General features: G+C 60.3%; 18 protein-coding genes and 1 tRNA gene. 6 read left to right on the top strand and 13 right to left on the bottom strand.

What is annotated here, in order from left to right; translation table 11 throughout:
- Nucleotides 1-10: 10 nt before the first annotated feature.
- The 3 genes from ACQ7C1_RS06470 to ACQ7C1_RS06480 form a co-directional block, all read right to left on the bottom strand.
- Nucleotides 11-844, bottom strand: a complete 834-nt coding sequence (locus tag ACQ7C1_RS06470) for a carbohydrate ABC transporter permease (RefSeq protein WP_430957704.1) — start codon at nucleotides 842-844, stop codon at nucleotides 11-13.
- Nucleotides 844-1737 (bottom strand): carbohydrate ABC transporter permease, encoded by an 894-nt coding sequence (locus ACQ7C1_RS06475; RefSeq protein ID WP_430957705.1) that lies wholly within the window; start codon nucleotides 1735-1737, stop codon nucleotides 844-846. Before ACQ7C1_RS06475 ends, ACQ7C1_RS06470 begins: the two co-directional genes overlap by 1 nt.
- A 125-nt stretch (nucleotides 1738-1862) precedes the next feature.
- Complete coding sequence (locus ACQ7C1_RS06480) at nucleotides 1863-3209, bottom strand: extracellular solute-binding protein (protein WP_430957706.1); 1347 nt, start codon at nucleotides 3207-3209, stop codon at nucleotides 1863-1865.
- Nucleotides 3210-3375: 166 nt separating this feature from the next.
- Between ACQ7C1_RS06480 and ACQ7C1_RS06485 the strand changes: the two genes are divergently transcribed.
- A complete protein-coding gene (locus ACQ7C1_RS06485; protein ID WP_430957873.1) occupies nucleotides 3376-3978 on the top strand; it encodes a GNAT family N-acetyltransferase in 603 nt (200 codons plus the stop codon).
- 32 nt (nucleotides 3979-4010) lie between these two features.
- On the opposite strand, the gene ACQ7C1_RS06490 is transcribed toward ACQ7C1_RS06485, so the two are convergent.
- Nucleotides 4011-5768, bottom strand: a complete 1758-nt coding sequence (locus tag ACQ7C1_RS06490; protein ID WP_430957707.1) for a glycogen debranching protein — start codon at nucleotides 5766-5768, stop codon at nucleotides 4011-4013.
- Between the two features lie 358 nt (nucleotides 5769-6126).
- Here ACQ7C1_RS06490 and ACQ7C1_RS06495 point away from each other — a divergent pair, with 358 nt between their 5' ends.
- Nucleotides 6127-7308, top strand: coding sequence for an ROK family transcriptional regulator (locus ACQ7C1_RS06495; RefSeq protein ID WP_430957708.1), 1182 nt, complete (start codon nucleotides 6127-6129; stop codon nucleotides 7306-7308).
- Nucleotides 7309-7378: 70 nt separating this feature from the next.
- Nucleotides 7379-7672 carry a helix-turn-helix domain-containing protein gene (locus tag ACQ7C1_RS06500; RefSeq protein ID WP_097598408.1) on the top strand — a complete coding sequence of 98 codons (294 nt, stop codon included), beginning with the start codon at nucleotides 7379-7381 and terminating at the stop codon, nucleotides 7670-7672.
- Between the two features lie 54 nt (nucleotides 7673-7726).
- Here the strand turns inward: ACQ7C1_RS06500 and ACQ7C1_RS06505 are convergent, their stop codons facing one another.
- Entirely contained in the window at nucleotides 7727-7939 is a 213-nt protein-coding gene (locus ACQ7C1_RS06505; RefSeq protein WP_430957709.1) for a hypothetical protein, read from the bottom strand.
- A gap of 261 nt (nucleotides 7940-8200) precedes the next feature.
- On the opposite strand from ACQ7C1_RS06505, the gene ACQ7C1_RS06510 reads away from it, so the two are divergent.
- Nucleotides 8201-8395: a hypothetical protein gene (locus ACQ7C1_RS06510; protein ID WP_430957874.1), complete on the top strand. Its 195-nt coding sequence runs from the start codon at nucleotides 8201-8203 to the stop codon at nucleotides 8393-8395.
- Nucleotides 8396-8424: 29 nt separating this feature from the next.
- Here ACQ7C1_RS06510 and ACQ7C1_RS06515 read toward each other — a convergent pair whose 3' ends face one another.
- Nucleotides 8425-8646 carry a hypothetical protein gene (locus ACQ7C1_RS06515; RefSeq protein WP_430957710.1) on the bottom strand — a complete coding sequence of 74 codons (222 nt, stop codon included), beginning with the start codon at nucleotides 8644-8646 and terminating at the stop codon, nucleotides 8425-8427.
- A 540-nt stretch (nucleotides 8647-9186) separates the two neighbouring features.
- Between ACQ7C1_RS06515 and ACQ7C1_RS06520 the strand changes: the two genes are divergently transcribed.
- Entirely contained in the window at nucleotides 9187-9819 is a 633-nt protein-coding gene (locus tag ACQ7C1_RS06520) for a class I SAM-dependent methyltransferase (protein WP_085777731.1), read from the top strand.
- Between the two features lie 81 nt (nucleotides 9820-9900).
- Here ACQ7C1_RS06520 and ACQ7C1_RS06525 read toward each other — a convergent pair.
- Together ACQ7C1_RS06525 and ACQ7C1_RS06530 are read right to left on the bottom strand one after the other, a co-directional pair.
- Nucleotides 9901-9977: transfer RNA gene (locus ACQ7C1_RS06525), tRNA-Pro, on the bottom strand.
- Nucleotides 9968-10291: a hypothetical protein gene (locus ACQ7C1_RS06530; protein WP_176536257.1), complete on the bottom strand. Its 324-nt coding sequence runs from the start codon at nucleotides 10289-10291 to the stop codon at nucleotides 9968-9970. Before ACQ7C1_RS06530 ends, ACQ7C1_RS06525 begins: the two co-directional genes overlap by 10 nt.
- Nucleotides 10292-10658: 367 nt before the next feature.
- Between ACQ7C1_RS06530 and ACQ7C1_RS06535 the strand changes: the two genes are divergently transcribed.
- On the top strand, nucleotides 10659-11039 hold the full coding sequence (locus ACQ7C1_RS06535; RefSeq protein WP_430957711.1) for a hypothetical protein: 381 nt from the start codon (nucleotides 10659-10661) through the stop codon (nucleotides 11037-11039).
- 248 nt (nucleotides 11040-11287) lie between these two features.
- On the opposite strand, the gene ACQ7C1_RS06540 is transcribed toward ACQ7C1_RS06535, so the two are convergent.
- The 5 genes from ACQ7C1_RS06540 to bcsA all read right to left on the bottom strand — a co-directional run bounded on the left by ACQ7C1_RS06540 (nucleotide 11288) and on the right by bcsA (nucleotide 20058).
- A complete protein-coding gene (locus ACQ7C1_RS06540) occupies nucleotides 11288-11956 on the bottom strand; it encodes an HAD family hydrolase (protein WP_430957712.1) in 669 nt (222 codons plus the stop codon).
- Nucleotides 11957-12033: 77 nt separating this feature from the next.
- Nucleotides 12034-14397, bottom strand: coding sequence for a cellulose synthase (locus tag ACQ7C1_RS06545; RefSeq protein WP_430957713.1), 2364 nt, complete (start codon nucleotides 14395-14397; stop codon nucleotides 12034-12036).
- Nucleotides 14394-15440, bottom strand: coding sequence for a glycosyl hydrolase family 8 (locus ACQ7C1_RS06550; protein WP_430957714.1), 1047 nt, complete (start codon nucleotides 15438-15440; stop codon nucleotides 14394-14396). The genes ACQ7C1_RS06545 and ACQ7C1_RS06550 overlap by 4 nt, the downstream gene beginning before the upstream one ends.
- On the bottom strand, nucleotides 15437-17869 hold the full coding sequence (locus tag ACQ7C1_RS06555) for a cellulose biosynthesis cyclic di-GMP-binding regulatory protein BcsB (protein WP_430957715.1): 2433 nt from the start codon (nucleotides 17867-17869) through the stop codon (nucleotides 15437-15439). The genes ACQ7C1_RS06550 and ACQ7C1_RS06555 overlap by 4 nt, the downstream gene beginning before the upstream one ends.
- The gene (gene bcsA, locus ACQ7C1_RS06560; RefSeq protein ID WP_430957716.1) at nucleotides 17866-20058 is read right to left on the bottom strand and encodes a UDP-forming cellulose synthase catalytic subunit; all 2193 of its coding nucleotides are present in this window, start codon (nucleotides 20056-20058) and stop codon (nucleotides 17866-17868) included. Before bcsA ends, ACQ7C1_RS06555 begins: the two co-directional genes overlap by 4 nt.
- Nucleotides 20059-20070: the final 12 nt, after the last annotated feature.

A 20070-nucleotide genomic window follows, 5' to 3' on the forward strand; every position in this document is an offset into this window, starting at 1 on the left:
GATCACGGGGCTATTTCGTCGCGCCTGCCGTCAAGCCGGCAATAAACCGCCGCTGGAAAACGAGATAGGTCAGGATTAGCGGGGCAATGACGATCACGGCACCGGCGGTCAGAACCGGCGTGTTGACGGTGTAACGTCCCTGGAAAAACAGCATGCCGAGGGGCAGTGTCCGATAGGCATCGTCATTCACCAGAATGAAGGGAATCAGAAACTCGTTCCAGGTCCAAATGAACAGGAACAACGCCAGCGTCGACATTGCCGGCACCATCAGCGGAACGACGATCTTGCGCAAAATATAGAAGCGCCCCGCGCCATCGAGAACAGCCGCTTCCAGAATTTCTTCCGGCAATTGCTGCATCGCGCTAGCAAGAAAGATCGTAGAGAATGGTATCGACATCGCGATCTGCGGCACGATGACGGCCGCATAGGTGTTGATCAGCCCAAGATACCGCATTTCATAATAAAGCGGGATGATGAAGGCCTCCGCCGGCACCATCATGCCGAGTGTCAGGATCGCGAACAGCGTGCGCCTGAGCGGAAAGGACAGATAAGCGAAGGCAAAACCCGTCAGCAGGCCCAGAAGGACGCTTGCCGCAACGACAGGAATGACAACGATGATCGAATTCCAGAAGTAGATGTTGAAATGGCCGGCGTTCCAGGCATCGAGGTAATTTTCGAAATGCGGATATGCCGGCAGCGCGAATGCGCCCTGCAGAACGTCGGCCTTGCTCTTGATCGAAGTGAGCAGCAGAAGCAGGAACGGCGTAATCGTTACGAATGCAAGAAGCCAGAGGACAAGGCGAAGGAAGAGCGGGGCGGCGGGAATGTTGGACTTGCGGCTCATCAAGCCATTCCTTTACTTCTTGAGCCCACCAACCGGTGAATTGCAAAATTGATGGCGAATGTCAGCAGCGCGCCGACAATGGCGATGGCCGCCGCCGCGCCGAACCTATTGAGCTCGAAACCGAGCTGGTACATGTAGATATTCGGCACGAGCGTGGCGTTGGCGGGTCCGCCGCGGGTCATTGTAAAAATCAGGTCGAAACTCTTGATCGAGGCGATGACCGTCAGCAGCAAAACCACCCTGATCTCCGGCATGAGAAGCGGCAGGGTTATCCAGAAAAACGTCTTTCGCGCCGACGCGCCATCGACCTTTGCAGCATCAAACAGCGATGGATCGATGCGCTGGATTCCCGTGAGGAAGATGACCATGCAGAAGCCGAAGAAATACCAGGTGGCAACGATCCCGACCGCGGGAAGCACGAAGTTGAAATCTCCCAGCCAAGGGAGTGCGAACATGCCTAGCCCCACCGCTCTCAGAAACTGGTTGAACGGGCCGAATGCAGGATTGTAGAGCCATGCCCAGATGATGCCCAACACGGCAGTCGGCATGATATATGGGAGGAACAGGAATGTCCGCAGAGCGAGCTGTTCCCGTTGCTTCAGATTCCAGACGCAGGCGGCAAGACCTATGCCGAGCCCGAGCGGCAGGACGCAGTAGAATATCATCAGCTCGGCATTGTTGCGCAAGGCGATGTAAAAACGATCATCTGAAAAGAGATCGATGTAATTGCCGAGGCCAACCCATTTGGGCACGGTCAAGCCGTCCCAACTGGTCAGACTCAACCCCAAAGCCGCGACAATCGGCCCGAAGACAAAAGCCGCGTAAAGCAGCAATCCGGGGAAGAGATAGATCGAATTGATATGTTCGGAGCCATCAAGTGGGGAGCGCTTCATTCCGGTACTCCATGAAGCCAAAGCTATGGTCGTCGTGCAGCAAGCCTGAGATCGCGGCGCTGATTTCTTGAAATGATGTCGACGGAACGCAGGCCGCGGACGGTCGCGGCCTGCGTCCGCGCCATTTATTTCTGACCCTTCAGGTAAGCCTGATAATCCTTGTCCATAGCGTCGACAAAGGCTTCAGGCGTGATCTTGCCGGACAGGAGAAGCGGCGTGTTATCGTCGATTGTCTTCAGCATCGTCGGGCTCGACCAATCGGGATAGTGGCCGAGAGCGTCGTTGGCGTTGAGCGTCTTCCACATCTCGATGCCGGAGCTCAGCAGCGGCGTGAGCTTGGGCTTTGCATCCGCCGCAAGCGACGTTGCCGGAAGGTAGCTGGCATTGGCCCAGGTTTCGGCAGCCTTTTCCGAAACCATGTAGTCGATATATTCACCGGCCAGGTCCTTCGTTTTCTGATCTTTGGCAAGGCTCGTTATCGCCCAGGCAAGATCCACGCCTCCGACGCTCAGCGGCTTGGTAATGCCTTTCGGGGCAGGAATGGCCATGAAGCCGATATCCTGGTTGTGCTGCATATCACCGAAATACCAGGTTCCCGAGATCAGGAAGGCGCCCTGCCCTGATATGAAAAGCTGGACGGCGTCGTCACCCGAAATGCCCTCGAAACCGGGATAGAAATAGCCGCCCTGCGCCCACTTCTGCACCAGTTTTGCGGATTCGATGTTGCCCTTGGTGTTCCAGGAGCCGCCCCTGCCATAGATCAAATCGTCAAGTTCGGCGCGATTGCTTGCGTCGATATGGGCTTGATCGATGGCGCCGATCATGTGCAGGGCCAGATGCTGCTTTGCGCTGCCCATCATGAAGGGCGCAACGCCCTTTTCCTTCAGCTTGTCGAGATCGGCCAGGAGTTCCTCGAAGGTCTTCGGGAGCGCTATGCCGGCATCGTCGAGGATCTTCTTGTTGTAGTAGAGGCCGACGATCTCGGCGAGGCCTGATATGCCGTAGGTCTTACCGACGCCAAACTTTGGCCCATCCCAGCGATCTCGCGCCAGCACGGAATCGGACTGCCGCTTATCCCAGCTGTATTTCTTGATGTAGTCGTCAACCGGCAGGAGCAGTCCTTCCTTGACCATCGCGCCCATATCGCCGGCGCCCTGGTTGACTTTCGTGACGACCGGGCCGTTGCCTGCCGAGACCGCAAGCTTCAGCGTCAACTTCATGTCATCGAAGGTGCGGGCGGTACGCTTGATCGTAACGCCGGGATGCGCAGCCTCGAAGTCCTTGTTCAATTGCTCGATGACCGCACTCTGACCTTCATAGGTCTGGTCGTCCCATACAGCCAGATCGTCAGCGCGCGCCGCCGCCGAAAGGCTGAAGCTTACAAGCGCAGCGCCGGTCAGCGCGACAGCTGCCTTCCATTGGCTTGCCGACAGAATGTTGATCGATTTCACGCTACTTCTCCTCTGTTCCACCTTTATTCGGTTTATTCTCCACTCCCCGTTCAGGCCGGGCGCCACGCACCGGCCGAACGTTTTCTTCCCTCAGAGCTTTGCCGGGCTGGCGAATCTGAGGTAATCGTCAATGCATCAGCCTTCTCGCGGCCTGAAATGACAAAGCCACGCAGGAGGTGGCAACGTGATGGACACCAATTGCTTCATTCGTCCGGCGATTGATGCGGATATCGACGCCCTTTTCGAGATCTGCCTGAAAACGGCGAATGGCGGAGACGATGCGAGCGCGCTTTACAGCGACCCGCATCTGCCCGGCTACATCTGGTCGGTACCCTATCTCAAATTCGCCAAAGACTTCGCCTTTGTTCTCGTTCAGAACGACCGAGCGGTCGGCTATGTCGTCGGCACGCCGGATACCAGCGCGTTCGACAGAGACTTGCAGGCGAATTGGTGGCCGTTCGTGCGCCGGGAGATCGCGGGACTGACGCCCGCCCGTCCGCGCGACGCCGACGTGATCGAGCGAATTCACAATCCTCGCAGCGGAACGGCGTGGCTTCAAGACCAGTACCCCGCGCATCTCCACATCAATATTCTTCCCGGGCGTCAGGCCGCGGGCTGGGGACGCAGGATGATCAGCACCGAGCTTCAGGCGCTCAAGGATCATGGGGTCGGAGCCGTACATCTCGGCGTCGATCCGAACAACGAACGCGCCAGGGGCTTCTACCGCCACCTCGGCTTTTCGGAATTCGAACGGGATGGCGGCGTCGCCTTCGCAATGCGGATCGAATAGGGATTTGGCTAAAGCCGACGACGCCGTAGAGTTCATGACATCGGCTCCGCATTTGCGGCGTCCAGCCCATATTTGAGAACCACCGCCGCCGGCATGGCGCTCCAGCCCTGAAGCAGCGAGCCGCGCCCGTAAGGCGGCGAGAAATATTCCACCGCGCCGATCCAGCCGTTGTCGAGGCAGGTTTCCCACCAGCGCGTCAGCGCGTAGCGCGCGCCTCCAAGTCCGTGGCGAAGGCGTTCTTCGGCGTAGGCGCCGTCCCAATAAGGCCAGTCCGAGCCGTTATGGTAGCGGTAGGGAAAGGCGGTCTTGGATCGCAAATCGCTTTGCCGCTTGAATGGTGGATAGGCGCACATTACACCCCAACTGCCATAGGGCTGTTCCTGATTGTTGCGCGTTTCCAGTCTGGTTTCGAACGCTCTCAGGAGGCCGACAGCCTTCTCCTCTGAAATAGCACTAAATCGCGACAAGGTCAGGCTGTCGAGAGCCAGATGATCCTCGACAAACAAGCCAGGCGTTCCGTAGTCGAGATATCCTCCCGTTGCTGGCACGAAGAGCCTGGCTTCGATTTCCCGGCGGGCAAGCATTGCGGTCTTGCGTGCATGTTCGGCAAGGGTCGGATCGTGTCCTTCGCCCAGTCTTGCCACCGCATCCAGCGCGCCGACGAAGAGACCGAGGTCATAGGAGACAAGACCGTCACGGAAGACGTTGTCCGCCCAATCCCGATCGTTGCGCGGCTTCAGCGGCAGAACGCTGTCGGGACCGGCCAGACTGACATAGCGATCCATGATCGCCCTCACCGTGGGCCAATGAAGCTGCACCTCGGCCGCGTCTTTCGTAACGCCGAAATAGTCATCCAGAAAAAGAATGAAGAAAAGCGGACTGTCGAAGTGGTCGCTCCACCAATCTTGCGGACGATTATGATACTCGGGAACTGCTCTTTTGTGATTTTTGGGGTTGACCTTGCAGTCGGCGACGAAGCGCTGCCAGGCATCCGACTGCGCCGGTCCCGTCAGGATAACGCCGCTCGGGGCCTCTCCGTCGGGCTGTATTCCCTTGGCGAGCAGCCGGATCTCGTCGCGCACCGCCTCCGGAGCAAGCATCAGAAGAGGCTGCATCGTCCAATAGCCATCGCGGTAATAGGTCCGCGCCGGAGCGCTATAGGCCTGTCCGGCGGCAAGGCCGGCGAAGGCGCCATTTTCGTCGCGCCTTATGCTGGAAAGAGCCGCATGTATCCCCTGACAGACCATGCTGCGCATCAGCGGGTCGGCGTCAGGCGTCACATCGCAACGCAACACATAATCCGCGGCTTCGGTGATAATGGCTTCGCTGGCGAGATCGAGGGCTTTCTCGGCTTCGTCTCTCGAAGCGCCGCCGGCAATCCGCAGATCGGAATCTTGAGCTTCCACGATAAGCGCGCCCCAGCCCATTTCGAAAATCTGCCGTTGGCCGCTGCGGGACACCTTCGCTTTCGCGTCTCGCCCATCCGGCTCGTGCCACCACGCGCAACGGCGCGCTGGATAGACGCCCTGCAGGCGCACTCCTTTGATCAGCATCACCGGCAGCGACTGCGCGACGAAAACGCCGCCCTGTTTCGAGACGAGCCGGTTCGGAGCGTAGCTATAGGGGCCGGTGATCGGAGAAAACCGCACGCGCCCCAAGCTGCCGGCACCCCAAAGGGCAAGATCGGCATATCCGTCCGGGTGAACATCCGCCTGAAGGCGTGGCGCCATTATAGGCAGCAAGACGCCGGCGTCGGCTGAAAGCTGTCCATCGGTCGAGGGCTTTATCATACACTGGTCCCCGACAGCCGCGTTGAGGAACCCGCAGGATGCGAAACGGAGAAACAGCCGAACCAGCCTGAGCCGATTCTTCTTTGGGCGATCTTGGCGCGTGCGCGCTGACCCAGACAATATGTATGGTGCATACTTGTCCACACCCTCTTCAATCGCGCATTTGATTACGCGTTGATCCCCAGCCTACAGGCGGCTCCTCTTTTGTCAAGGACGTAGACAAATTGTCGGCTTCCGTGTACTGAACTCGGCTAACGAGACGAGGGTGGAGGACTAAACGCGCCATTTCGCGGTGGTTGAGAACCGGACCGACCTTACATTAGGGATACACCTCGAACTAATTGGAACGAGCAGCCGGATGGCAACGAACTCTTCTATCGTACAGACTCCCATCGCACGAAAAATCTCGACCAACGCGGTGATCCGGGCCGTGTTAGCCAAGCGGAAGATTTCTCGCGCCGATATTGCCAAGCTGACCGGCTTATCGAAACAGACGATTTCCGATGTCGTGCGCGATCTTGAGGATGATGGGTGGCTAAAAGCTGTCGGGCAGACCGATGGTCGTCCCGGCCGGAATGCGATCATCTATGAAATCAACGCAAGCGCGGGCCTGGCTGTCTCCATCGATCTCGGAGGCACCAAGATCGCTGCGGCTATCTGCGATCTGCTAGGTAACGTCGTTGCAGAAACCAAAGTGCCCACCGACCCACGCGGTGGACCGCATCTCGTCAACCAGTTCAGCGACCTGATCACTCAACTCGCGCTTGCGGCAGGGACGACTGCCGACAAGCTGCGTCTCGTCGTTCTCGGCAGTCCCGGCGTCCTCGATCCGGCTACCGGACATATCAATGTAGCGCCGAATATTCCCGGCGTGGACGCGATGGATCTGCGGCAAGCGTTCAGCGACAAGATGGGCATACCGGTGATCATCGAAAATGACGTCAACCTCGCCGCGCAAGGGGAGAGATGGCGGGGACACGGCGTCGAGGTCGGCAATTTTGCTTTCGTGGCGCTTGGCACCGGCGTTGGCATGGGCATTATCGCCAATGGCGCGCTGTTGCGTGGCGCCCGTGGCGCGGCCGGCGAAATCGCCTATCTTCCGCTCGGCGGCGATGCTTTTGATCCCGGCGGATTTACGCTCGGCACCTTTGAGAGCGCGGTCGGCAGCGTTGCGATGCTGCGGCGCTATACCGGTTTCGGCGGGCGCAACGCCTCTACTGTGGCCGACCTCTTCGCTGCGTTCAACGCAGGCGAAACGAGCGCCATCGCCGCAATCGAAGAAACGGCGAGGCTGGTGGCCATCGCTATTGCCGCCATCGGAGCAACTCTCGACCCCGAGTTGGTGATCACCGGCGGCAGCATCGGTGCAAGGCCGGAGCTCGTAAACGCCATCCGAGGTTTTCTGCCGCGTTGCACCCCCTACCCGCCGCGCATAGAGATCAGCCGCTTCGGCAACCGCGCCGCCCTCATGGGAGGCATGGGGATCGCCGTCGAGCGCATGCATGACGATCTGTTCGGTGTAAAATTGCGGGACGCTTGAACATTATGGCAGGTCGCAATCAGCCGCTGCGCCACTTGCGAAGCGCGGCAAATGCGCTAGATTTTGCACCATGATCACAGCAACGCAGATACGCGGCGCGCGCGCCATGATCGGAATGAGCATCGAAGAGCTCGCCGCCGCAAGCGGCCTGCCGGTCGAGATCGTGACGGCGTTGGAAAAGGGCGAGTTTGAGGGTGAGCCGCATGCGCTGTTCGACGTGCGCAGCACCCTCGAGGCGCACGGCATCATCTTCCTGTCGAGCGGCAATCAAGATGAAGGCGGCCCCGGCATCCGGTTGCGGGCACGCACATCAACCGATGACGGCATCCGGCCGGAAAACCTCAATGCCGCCAATGATGACTGACCAGACCCATCCGTCAGGTTCCGCGGTCTCATCCTTTATTGCGGGAACCGCGTGTCAGAGATAGGTCTTGGCAAGGTCGGCGAGTTTGCCGCCGTCTCTCACGCCCTGCCTGTAAAGCTGAATGATAACCGCACCGATCCTCTCGGCTTCCGGCGTCGTTCTGACCAGGCCGCGTTCGTCGCAGACCTTGCCGAGCACTTGCGAAAGCAGATCGAGATCTTCCGAAAAGAGCGGTAAATCATGCGGATGAATTGATGACCGTAACATCACGCCGCACTTCCCTCCGAGGGCAAACGCCTACACGCTTGCATCGCCGGCCGCCCTCCGCAACCGACAATGAAGTTATTATGCGTGACGGTCCTAACTTTAGCAACTGCGCAAACAAAATTTCCTCCCCGCGCATGCAGCGCGTTTTGCAGGAGGTATCTGCGAATGCAACGCTGAGTAAAAAACACTTTCCCTCCCCGTCCAAGTCTACTCTCCATCCAGCAGCTGATCGTTTCCACCGCCCGCGACGCCGTCGAATATCTGAACCGATGGCCGGGCAAGCCGAGGGGCGATTATCGCGTTGCGCTCCAACATTGTCCTGATGCGCTCGATCGGCTGCGCAGCCCGCACGGCACACGGAGTTTCCTTTGTCACAGCGGCGAAGGCCACAGGATTACCGGTGTGAGAGCGGCTCAGGCGTGTTGCGTTTTTTCGGATTCGCCGTTCGCGGCTTGATCCTGATCCCGGCGTTGCCGCAACGCGCTTCAGCCGTTGCGGCGGCCGCCAGCGGCGATGAACGGCGGATCGATGAAGCCTTCGGTGATCACCTTGGCGGTCAGCTCGATCACTCGTTCCTCGGCAAGTTCGGCAAGCGCGAGGGCGACGTCGCCCTCCGACCAACCGGCCTTGACCGCCTCGTCCGACAGAGCTTGGAAAGCACCGGCAAGGGCCTGCCTGCAAGTTAGAGTCTGGTTCATATCCACCATGCGCTCGCACCAGGCAATCTCTGAGAGGAACAGTCCTAATCTACACGTGTTCGCAAAAATGCGAAACGTTAAAAGGTTCTCTGAAATTCAAAACCAAGCCATTTGGCCTAAAACTCTGTATAGCCCTAACAAAATAGACAACTGCTCGTCCATCTTTGATGGATTCCCAAAAAGAACTAGAGAGCTATTTTTCGACCACTCCCGTCAAGGGAGCACTTCATCAGATGATTTACTTCAAATGGTCAAAATCGAACCAGATAGACTGACGATTTTCTCCACCTGATGACATGGATCCGAAGTCCGGCTGTTTTCAGCATCTTCGCACCCCCCTGTCAATCGGCTTCGGGATATTCCCGCCGCGAGCATGACCATCGCTCGCATCGTGGTGAAGAGGAGCTTAAAGCGGTTCGACCGATGGGCATCGGAGGATGTGGCGAATGCCGACCGGCGTTGATCACCTTATTACCATAACGGCACCACACTGCCGTCAAAGTCCGCCGTACCATTGCCTCGGCTCGTTTTATTTTTTCAGGAGGTAAAATGTCTATCGAACTGGACGCTACTACCTATGTTCACGCCAAGCCGACGACTGCTCATTCCTATATCCTGCCGACCGTTGTCGATGTTCTTGAAAACACTTTCCACGAGGCTAGCGAAACGGCGGTCTTTGATCTCGGCTGCGGCACCGGCGGCGCTGCCTCGGTGCTTGTGGAGAAAGGCTACGACGTCGTGGGCGTCGATCCGTCGGAGGACGGTATTGCGAAAGCGAAAGCGGTCCATCCCGATCTTCCGCTGGAAATCGGTTCCGGCTACGACGATCTTTCCAGCCGCTACGGGACCTTCGATGCGGTGATCAGCATAGAGGTGGTGGAGCATGTTTACGACCCGAAGGCTTTCTCGGCAACCATGTACGATCTGGTGAAACCGGGCGGCATTGCGGTCGTCTCGACGCCTTTTCACGGTTACTGGAAAAATCTGGCTTTGGCCGTAAGCGGAAAGATGGATGACCATTTCATGCCGCTCAAAGAGCATGGCCATATCAAATTCTGGTCCCCGGGGACGCTCAGCACGCTGCTGCTCGACACAGGTTTCGAAGACGTCGACTTCGAGTATGTCGGAAGAATTCCGCTTCTGGCAAAATCGATGATTGCAATCGCGCAGAAACCGCACTGACGGCCCGTTCTCTACCGCAGCCACGCACGCGCTGCACTCACATTTATCGTGGTGTTCTGACTGGGATTTCAAGGGGATAAATGGTCGGGGCGACTGGACTCGAACCAGCGACCCCTTGACCCCCAGTCAAGTGCGCTACCGGGCTGCGCTACGCCCCGACCTGCCGAAACGGCTTGATTGCTTTATGAAATCGGCCTTCATAGCGCAAGGGGAAAATGAGGGTCGTGGAATAAAAATAGAACGGAAGCCGTCGAAAAGCACAGATCGGCGCAAACAGTCCCCCGAAAGTTCCACGCGATGTTTCCGATGGCGAATTCGTTGACCATCCTTTCCATTTGAAACGCAAGGCGTGCTCAGCCTTCAATGACGGAGTCTCGTCGTCTGCAGTAGAAGCGAGCTCATTTGCAATCTGCGCCCGACCTTTGGCGATTGCAGCTTTCTTTTCATCAGCGATGGCTTTGACTACCGCCAACCGATGCTCGCGCTTGTGTCGTGCGACTGATGCGCCTACCGGAGTTACATTCTAAAATCCAACGCGAGGTGTCGAGGTGGAAACCGGCGGTGAGGAGCATCATGTGCACGTGTTTCTCGCCGGTTCGCAAAACTTCGAATGCGAGTGGTATGCCAGGAAGAAGCTGTTTGCAGATAATGGCTCGGCTAAAGGCTATTGATCGCCAACAGACACTTGATGTTGGAAAACAATCGCGAACCCGAGACTGAAGTCCGATGTCACCACAAGCGGACATGGTGGGGTTGTTTGATTCACCGCAGTCAGACCACCATTTGCTTTTGGTCTCACCGCTCTACCTCAATCGACAGAGACAGTGGAGGAAGTCACAGTGCGTAAGCCGATCATATTGTTTGCCTTTGCCGCGTTCGCCTTACCCGCTGATGCGATGGCGCAGTCGCCTGAGCTCGAGGATACCTGCAAATCCGTGGCAAAGAGCTTCTTTATGACCGATCAGCTCGCTATCGGCACCGTGCAATCCTTTCCCGAGTTGAAGCCGCCGGGTGTCCGCATGTCCTATTCGACGCGGCAGGGAGCCGCGCCGGCCGAAATGACCGACATATTCGAATGCGAGTTCGACAAGGCGGACAAGCCGCACAACCTGGCTCGCTTCTGCGTGTCGAGCACGTGCTATTCACCGAACGCCGATGACGGTGACCGCAAGCGCCGCTTCGACGAAATGCGCATTCTCCTCAACCGCGCTGAGAAATAGGACGTCGGCGTACTCGGCATGATTGGCAATCCCGCCGACCGGATACTGCCCTTCGCTTCGAAGCGACGCCGGTAGCTGGGGTGCTGATCGACGTTAACATGGAGCACAGCGCCGAGGGCCGCGCACGACCACCCTGGTGGGGCTTGCGACCAACTTTTTAAACGAACTCAACGCGCCGTTGCAAATCAATCTGGCGGAAGTCTCTTATGTCAATATGATTCCACTGACATCAGTTCGTCCGGTAACGTTCAGATTGCGACGACCTTCAGCCGGCCTTCGGCGGTCTGGCGAGGCTGCCACGCCCGATAATTGGCAACCGAAAAATGCGGAGTTTCGAAAGGCGTGGCGTGGGTTTCGGTGACGACGGTGACATCGGCGCCGGCGGCCTCGCCAGCGAGAATGCCGGCAACGGCATCTTCGAAGACCAGGCAGTTCGCTGGGTCGACCCCGAGTCGATGTGCACCGAGCAGATAACCCTCGGGGCTCGGCTTGCCCGATTTGACCGTTTCGCCACTGACGATCACCCTCGGCATCGGAATGCCGGCTGCAGCCATGCGGCGCCTGGCGAGTTCGATCGGCGCCGAGGTGACGATCGCCCATCTGCCGTCGGGGATAGCGTTGAGGAAGCGGACGGCGTCGGGGATTTCGACGATGCCGGCGACGTCCTCCATCTCCTCGGCCAGCAGCAGATCCGCCTCGTGCGCCGGATCGACACCCGGCAAGCCGAGGCCGCGGATCACGTCGGAGGCACGGATGCCGTGAATCGTTTTCAGGAAAACCTCCGGCTCGAAACCATGGCGTCTTGCCCATTCACTCCAGACGCGCTCGACGACGGCAATGGAATTCAGCAGCGTTCCGTCCATATCGAAGAGGAAGGCGTCATAGGATCTATCGAGGACGTCGTGGTGACCGGGCACGGGTGTTTCCTTGCGAGCACGAGGCAGCCGGGGCCTCTCCGGCAGGCGAGTAGCCGAGAGCGGCGACGGCGTCAACGTCAGTCGTTGACATCGGGATGCGTGACGTTGCGAACATCGGCCAGACCACGTGCGGCGTCGCGATTGCCGGTCGCGGCGGCGGCTTCGAAGATCCGCATCGCGTCATCATACATTTTCAGATTGAGATAGCAGTAGCCCCGCAGAACCATCAGATCGATGCGCTCCTGCTGCAACTGGGCGCGTTGATCGAGATAGATGAGGGTTTCACGGTAACGTCCGGCGTCGAAGGCCGACAAGGCACGATCGGCGAGGATCGCCACCTGCAGTTCGGCAGCGCGCTGGCGGCTCTGCGGTGCCTTGGTTGCCGCAACGGCGGCATTGCTAGAAAGACCGGCGCGCAGATAGGCGAGGCTCTGACCATAGGCCGCGTCTTCGCGGATCTTGCGGACCGGGCTCTGCAACGCCGTCTCGAAGGCCGAGACCGCCTCCATCGGCCGGTTGATATCCATCAGGCACCAGCCGCGCGACAGCGCCTCGCCCGGCCCCAATCGTCCCGCGTCGATGGTCGTCGAGCAGTCCCGCGCCTGGCGCGGACCGCGCTCGACAGTCACCGTCTGCAACGCCGGCCTTGCGGCGCGGATGGCGACTTCCGGTTCCGGCTGCCGCACAGTTCGCGGCTCGGCCGGAAGCGGCGCCGGTGAAGCGGCCGGACGCGGCGGCGGCTCTACCGGCTGGCCCGGCTGCTGCGCCGCGAGCGGCGCCTTTGCGGGCTGCGTATCGGCGCTCGACCCCGGCAAGGAAGTGTCCTGAAGATTGGCGATTCGCGCCGACCTGCCGGCCCAGCCGCGCTGGAGGTCGAGGACACCCTTGCGGTCGTTCAGCTGCTCACGCGTGACGGCAAGGCCATAGGCGGACGGTTCATCGTCGGGTTTCCAGGCCAGCGCGGTCTCGAACCAGCGCGCGGCGGTCTGGAACTGGTTGAGAGAACGGGCATACCAGCCGAACTGCTGCGCCGTCGGCACATATTTCCGGGCGATGACTTCGGCTGCGATCCGATGAAGCACGTCCTCGGTCAGATCGGCCGGCGGTTGCAGCGCCATCAGGTTGGCAGTGGCGGCAAGATAGGTTGCGGTCGCGTCATCGGAATCGGCGCGCCAGCGGAACATCACGTCCTCGGCTTCCCGCGGCGCCTTGCGGGCGATCAGCGCCAGCGCCAACCCCTGCGAGGCGGCCGCCGTATCCTCCCTGTCTCGGGCGGCACGAAACCACTTTTCGGCGTCGGCAAGGTTGTTGCGGCGAAGCTGGTGCCAGCCGAGCAGCAGCGCATCGGAGGCCAGCCCCTGGCTTTCGGCGAGCTTTTCGAGGTGAGCGATATAATTCGGCGCAATGGCGAGCTTCGGATCGTCGTTGCTTTCAGCGACGAAACGTCGGGCAAGGTTGTCGCGGATTGCATCGAATTCCCTGCTGCCGTCGACAGCGGGTTTTTCCAGCGCCAGCAGCGCCTGCATCAGCTGGTAGTCGAGCAGGGTCGAGGCTTTTTCGACCGTCGCCTGCCGTTCGGCAGCGTCGGTGCAGTTCTTCAGGATATAGGCATAACCATCCTGCCCGCGCTGCGCCCTCTCCGTCCGGATGAAGGCCTCGGCGACACGCCACAGCACGTCGACCTCGCTGCAGGTGAGCAGGCTCGGCGTCGCCGCGGCGATATCGACCACGGTCGCATATTGCCTGAGATCCGAAGCGTTGATGAGGCGGGAGCGGGCCTCGGCGACACCAAGCCGCTCGAGCAGATCGGCCGGCGGCTGCCATCCGGCGTCGGCGGCCTGACGGTCAGCGATCGCTTTGCGCAACTCGGCATAGCGGCCATCGGAATAAAGCTTCCACATGGCCTCGAGCTGCTTGTCGCCGTTTTGCGGCACCGCGAGCGGATCGGCCGGCGGAACCCAGTTGGGATAAAGCGCCTGAAGCCGAGAGATTTCGGCCTGCAGGCGCACTTTGTCGCCCCGGCTGGCAAAATAACGAAGCGCGCTTTCATCGACGGCAGGCGGCGCGGACGCCGCGGCCTTTTGAGGCGCCGGCGGTTCGGAAACGATCGGCGGCGCGACCGGGGCCGGCTCCGCAGCTGTCTGAGGCGCATCGGGTTGCGGTGCTGCCGGCTGCTCTGCAGCGACATTCGACTCACCGCTGCCCGGTGCCGGTGACGAAGTGATCGCTTCGATCCTGTCGGCGACGGTCTCGGGATTGAATTCGGAATTGCCCGCGGGAGCTTCATCCGGCTTAATGCGGCCCATCATCAACAGCTCCGGCCCCGGCCTGTCTGCGGAGCCAAGCCCGAGCTTTTGCTGCAGGGCGCCACGATCCTTCAGTCCGGTGACGAGGGTCGCCACCACGACTGCCGCTGACATCGCCACGAGAGAAGCTTTCACAGACACTCCGGATGCTTCTCCCCGATAAAGGCCAGCCCCAGCAATTGAAGCGTGGCCGGATAATAGAGCGTGGGTGCAAATTGCAGAGCCGAGACCGGCAGCCTGGTCCCGTCGACTACACAGGCCACAACATCGTTAACAATTCTATAACCCGGATCCAGCAACACGGTCTTCGGCCGGCCTGTGGTCAGATCGATCGTGGCCGGAATGCCATTCTGCGACATCCCCATTCGCATGCGGTTCAACAGCGCCTTGTCTGTGATGCCGCCGCGCGCGAGATAGAGCGGGATGCGAAGGGCATTATAGGCAAATTCGGCGTCGAAACCTTCTGCCGGTCGCGGTGGGCCACTAAGGCTGACCCATTCGGCAGGAAGCTTGCGCGGACCGAATTGCATCGTCTTCAACAGCGCCACGCCATCGTCCGACAGCTCTTTCCAGGCATCGGAGGGAGCAAGCGCTGCCATGACAGGCATTGCCTCGTAAATCCAGTAGGAAGGATTGACGACGGGGCCGTCGTCACGATCGGCGGCGCCAAAACCTTCGCTGCCCGGCATCAGCAGCGTCCGGCCCGCCGAGTGGACGATGGCCTTCGCAAGCAGCGCCTGCGCCATGCGGGAGGCGGCGAGGATATAGTCGTTGCGCTTCCATGCGGTGCCGGCAAGCGCCAGGGCATAGGCGATCAGCATGTCGCCATCCGTGGCATTATTGGTGTCGGTCACGTGCGGCTTGACGTTCGGATCCCATTTCCAGACGGCCAAGCCATCGTCGCGCAACAGCAGCTCGGTACGGGTAAAATACCAGATCTGCTCGAAATCCGCGGGGCTCGCCGAGAGATAAGCGAGCAGCATGCCATAGCCCTGTCCTTCGCTATGGCTGATATTGCCGTTGCCGTTATCGATGATCCGGCCACTCGCATCGAGAAACTTCGCCTTATAGGCAGACCACGCATCGGCATTGATCATCGCCTGCTGTGCAGCGGCGGATGGGCTTGCGGGGGCGAATGTAACCGTCGCCGCAAGCAGAAGCACGCGCCACCACCTCATTTGGACCGGCCCAGCGTTTTGAGCATGCGCGAGGTAGCGACGCCGATCAGCAGCACGAAGACGACGAGCAGCGAAGCATAGGAGAGGATATTCGTCGACAACCAATTGGCGGCGATCAAGCGGCAATTGGCGATCGACCAAGGCGTGGATGGGACGAAATCGAAGCGGGTGACGGGCACCGCCTCGATCTTGCCCGTCTTGCTCGAATAGGTGGTGATATGGCCTGACATCTGCGGCCAGTTCAACTGACCGGTCAGCACTTCGAGCCCTTCGCGCAGATCCCTTGCCGAGGGTGCCGCCACCACGGTCCACGAACCCTCTCCCAGGGGGCTGTGGCCTTGCGCAACCACGAGCGTGTCGGCGTTGGAGGGGGTGAAGACCGTCTCGGCCCCGGGGATGAACTGCAGCGAACTGCGGGTGATGTCGAAATTGCGCCCCAGCCATTCACGGAAGGCAGTGATGCGGCTGCGCAAGATACCGCCGCTCACCTTGGAATTCCACTCCTCGAAGGCCGTGCCGGTATCAACGACGCCTGGCTGCGTGTCGGCCACCGGACGCCACGAGGCTTGGCTCGCCGTCGAGATGTTGGCCTGCGTCAACGCGGTTGCCGGCATCTGCGAAATCGAGCCGATGAAGATGGCGTCCCGATCGCCGATCGTATTCGGCGAGGCCACGGTTTCGACGGCGATCGGATGACCGGCCATCACCGCCATCTGACCGAGCAGCGTAGCGGCGGCCGAAAGCGTATCGGCATCGACGCGATCGATGAAGAGCGGCGTCGGTTCCGTCGCCCGGCCATAGGGATAAGCTGTGCCGGACATTGCGGCCAAGTTCGGACGCTGCCCGACGCGGGCAAAATCCGGAATGTGCACTTCGGAGGTATCGAACAGGGCAAAACGGGGATTGGCACCGGCGGTAGCACCCGGAGCACAAGCGGCATCGTCCTTCGTCATCAGGATCGTCTCGATCGCAATCGTATTGAGGCCGGGTTTGAAGTGGCGCATCGTCACGCGGATCGGCAGATGACGGAGAATGCCGCCGGTGGTTGAAGCAAGCGGCACGGTGGAGGCGATGTTGTCGTTGACGTAGATATCGATATGGCTGCCGGGAAGCACATTGTCAGTATAGGCGGCGTCGAGCAGCACCTTGGCCTCGCCATAGGCATTGGCATAGAAGTCGGCCGGCACGGCGACATTGAAGCTGGTGCGGAACCGCCGGCCGGAAAATTCCGTGGTCTTCACGCCGAGTTGCGAGAGGGCGATGCTGGTGTCGGAAAAGACCAGTGGCGCATTCGGCGCGCTCCAGCGCTCGGTGGTCAGCTCATCGCGGCGGACGTCCGCGGACCTGTCAGTCGGCGAAACGATGGTATCGATCGCGGAAGAGACTGCTTGCCACGAGGGGCCGCTGATCAGAAGCACCGGCGAGCCGCTGCGCGGATCGGCCACGAAAGCGGCGAGCGGCGCGCTTTCGGCCCCGGGCGGCAGGCCGGGAAAGAACGGCCGCAGCTCCGCGGCGGTCCCGACGAGCACACCGAGCTTGCCAGGACCGGCGGCCGGAAGGGAGGCGGTGCTGAAGGCAAATATCTGGTTCGGCATGCTGCTCAGCACTGACAGGCCCTGTGCCAGCCGCAACAACGGCTTGGTCGTCCCCGGCTGCTCCAGCGCCGGGACGACGATATCGAACTCCGTCCTGCCCGCGCCATCGACGCCGATGGCGCGGATCGCGTCGGCGCTCGAAAGCTCCGCGGCATTCCCGCCGGCAAAGCTCAGATAGGTTCCGGCCGGATCGATATTCGACCATAATTCATAGGTGGACTGGATGCTGCAGTCGGTGCGATGGCGCTGCTCTGCCTGGAAGGTCACGAGATTGGCGCCCGGCTGCAACAGGCCGGAGGGAACTTCGAAAGTGACGGCGGAAGAGCCGTCCGCCGAGCTGACCCGCTGCTGCCCGATCGGACGATTGTTGAGATAGACGGTCAGCGCGGAGGCTTCCGGCGCGACGACGATCGAATTCTGATAGGCGAAGGTGAAACTTGCCTTGGCCGCCGCCTGCTCGGGCGTCAGATAGACAGACCATGACCGGCGGTCATATTCGCCGCTGAGGCTGAATTTCGAAAAGGGCACTAGATAACGCCTGATATCGCGGTGGCGCGGCTGCGAAGCGGCATTCGCCGCCGCCCCGGGCCGGGGCGCCGCCGTCGCCGGCTGCGGCACGACAGTGATCGGCGCAGGAGCGGGCGCGGGCGCTACGGAAATGGGTGGCGTGACGGGTGCCGGCGACGTTGCTGCAGGCGGAGCGGGCGGCGTCAATCTCGGGGCGGTGGACGCGCCGGGCGGCCGCTCGCCGGACATGTCGAAGGGCGCCGTCTGCGCCTGGGTGACAGCGGGGGTATGCAACAGGAGGAGCGCGGCGGCGACGATCTTTCTCATCCGGCATTGACCTTTGCCGCTCGCTGCTGCGCCTCCCGCTCCGGCCGCATGCTGCGGAAGAGGTAAACCAGGCCGCGGCTGGTCTGATAGAGGGACAGGCCGAGAAACCAGATGGTGCCGCGAATGAGGCCCGGATTGCGGCGCCGAGATTCCTGGAACTGGGTCCACTGATCGGAATTGGCAAACATCAGATCGGCGATCAGGCGATGATCAAGCGCGCTTTTCGGCACGTACTGGCAGCCGACATTGCTGATATCGCCTGATGGCTCGATGTTGCGGACGATCAGCGGCAGGGTTTCCAGATCTGCACCGCTATAGGGCCGGAAGCGCATCTCGCCGGGGGCGCCGACGAGCAGTTCATCGAGATGCTTGTTGAAGATATGCAGCCTTGCGCCATGGACGGAGACGTCCTCGATCGAGGCCGCATACCACTTGCCGTTGGCGTAAAACTCGCAGCGCCGGTTGACGCGAACGCGGCGGGACAAAGCGCGCTCGCCACGTTCCGATACGACGCCGAGTGCGCAGCCGGCCATGATCAGATTGATAATGTTCCACCCGCCGACGACAAGCGTAACGTCGGCCTTATAGGGCTCGGCATAAATCCTGTAGAAGGTGATGACGAGCGCGATGATCTGTACCGCAAAGATTACGAAGAAAGGACGGCTGATCTCAGACAGGCGGCTGACGGCGATCGATTCATCCTTGGCGGTAACCTTGAAGGTCGGCTTCCGCGGATTGAGCATGACCGAGACGACGGCCGGCAGCAGATGTACCGTCTGGACATATTCGTAAAGCTCGGAAATCCAAGGCCAGCGGAAGGATCCGTAGAGGTAGTTCTGCATCATCAGATTCACGAGCATAAAGGCAAGCGTATAGGCAAGGAATTCGCCGCCGGAGGCCGTGAAAATTTCCAGGTCGAAGAACAGGTAGAAGAGCGGCGCAAACAGGAAGATCGTGCGCGGGAACGGGAAGAGCCAGAAAAGCGTGGATGACATGTAGCACAGGCGCTGCGGGATCGACAGGCCGCGCTTCAGAAGCGGGAAGCGGAAGCGCAGGATCTGCATCATGCCCTGCGCCCACCGGCTGCGCTGGCCGATGAAGCTTGCGAAGGTGGCCGGTTGCAGCCCGGCGATCAGCGGCTTGTCGACATAGATGCTGTTCCAGCCGCTGCCATGGAGAGCCAGCGCCGTCTCGCAATCCTCGGTAATGCTGATGCCCGAAAAACCGTTCTGGGATTCGAGCGCCTTGCGGCTCAAGACTGCAGCCGAGCCGCAGAAAAAGGCGGCATTCCATTTGTCGAGGCCGCGCTGAATGATGCCGTAGAACATCTCATTCTCGCTCGGCATTTTTTCGAAAGTGCGGAGATTGCGTTCGAGCGGATCGGGATTGATGAAGAAATGCGGGGTCTGGACGAGAAAGAGCTTCGGGTCGTCTTCGAAATAGCCGACCGTCTCGAGCAGGAAATCGCGAGCCGGCGCGTGGTCCGCGTCGAAGACGGCGATGAGTTCGCCGGTCGAATGTTTCATGCCGTTGTTGAGATTGCCGGCCTTGGCATGTTCGTTGCGGTCGCGCGTGAGATAGGTGACGTCAAGATCCTGGCAGAGCTGCTTCAGCTCGACATGGCGGGCCGCCGCCGCCTGGGCCTCGAGCAACTTGCCGGAATTGCGCTTCTGCATGGTGCCGCCGTCGTCGAGCAGCCAGACATGCAGCTTGTCGGCCGGATAGTCCATCGCCTTGGCGGCAGCCAGCGTGTTTCCGAGAAGGCCGGCATCCTCGTTATAAGAAGGCACGAACACATCGACATGGGGCAAACGCCCAGGATTGGCGGCTCGCGATGGGCGCGACGGAAGCGGTGTGGCGACGATGAAAAGGCTGAGCGCCAGCATCGCGACGCTGTACATTTCGGCAAGGTAGAGCAGCAAGCCGGGAATGAAATTCTCAGGCTGGTTCAGCGGCGGCAGGGTGTTGGTGGTGCGCCAATAGACGTAGCGCAGCACGATCGACGTTCCGAAGGCAAGCGCCACCAAGCGCCATGTCCCCTCGCCCTTCAGAATCTTAATGAGCGCCATCACCGAGACGACCGTAATGCTGGTGATGAGCTGGGTCTGCAGATTAACCGGCAGAGTGATCAGCACGATCATGCAGAGCGAAACAACGGCCCATATGAAGACACTGCGGGCTTTGCGCATCGACGTTCCTTC

Origin of the sequence: Rhizobium sp. Nf11,1, from assembly GCF_050587665.1 — a bacterium.
In the GTDB taxonomy this organism is placed as follows: domain Bacteria; phylum Pseudomonadota; class Alphaproteobacteria; order Rhizobiales; family Rhizobiaceae; genus Rhizobium.

Bases quoted from the DNA above. Each gene is read 5' to 3' on its own strand.
- ACQ7C1_RS06475 (WP_430957705.1), bottom strand. From the start codon at position 1,737: ATGAAGCGCTCCCCACTTGATGGCTCCGAACATATCAATTCGATCTAT.
- bcsA (WP_430957716.1), bottom strand. From the start codon at position 20,058: ATGCGCAAAGCCCGCAGTGTCTTCATATGGGCCGTTGTTTCGCTCTGC.
- ACQ7C1_RS06470 (WP_430957704.1), bottom strand. From the start codon at position 844: ATGAGCCGCAAGTCCAACATTCCCGCCGCCCCGCTCTTCCTTCGCCTT.
- ACQ7C1_RS06515 (WP_430957710.1), bottom strand. From the start codon at position 8,646: ATGGTGGATATGAACCAGACTCTAACTTGCAGGCAGGCCCTTGCCGGT.
- ACQ7C1_RS06485 (WP_430957873.1), top strand. From the start codon at position 3,376: ATGGACACCAATTGCTTCATTCGTCCGGCGATTGATGCGGATATCGAC.
- ACQ7C1_RS06495 (WP_430957708.1), top strand. From the start codon at position 6,127: ATGGCAACGAACTCTTCTATCGTACAGACTCCCATCGCACGAAAAATC.
- ACQ7C1_RS06490 (WP_430957707.1), bottom strand. From the start codon at position 5,768: ATGATAAAGCCCTCGACCGATGGACAGCTTTCAGCCGACGCCGGCGTC.
- ACQ7C1_RS06500 (WP_097598408.1), top strand. From the start codon at position 7,379: ATGATCACAGCAACGCAGATACGCGGCGCGCGCGCCATGATCGGAATG.
- ACQ7C1_RS06505 (WP_430957709.1), bottom strand. From the start codon at position 7,939: ATGTTACGGTCATCAATTCATCCGCATGATTTACCGCTCTTTTCGGAA.
- ACQ7C1_RS06550 (WP_430957714.1), bottom strand. From the start codon at position 15,440: ATGAGGTGGTGGCGCGTGCTTCTGCTTGCGGCGACGGTTACATTCGCC.
- ACQ7C1_RS06520 (WP_085777731.1), top strand. From the start codon at position 9,187: ATGTCTATCGAACTGGACGCTACTACCTATGTTCACGCCAAGCCGACG.
- ACQ7C1_RS06555 (WP_430957715.1), bottom strand. From the start codon at position 17,869: ATGAGAAAGATCGTCGCCGCCGCGCTCCTCCTGTTGCATACCCCCGCT.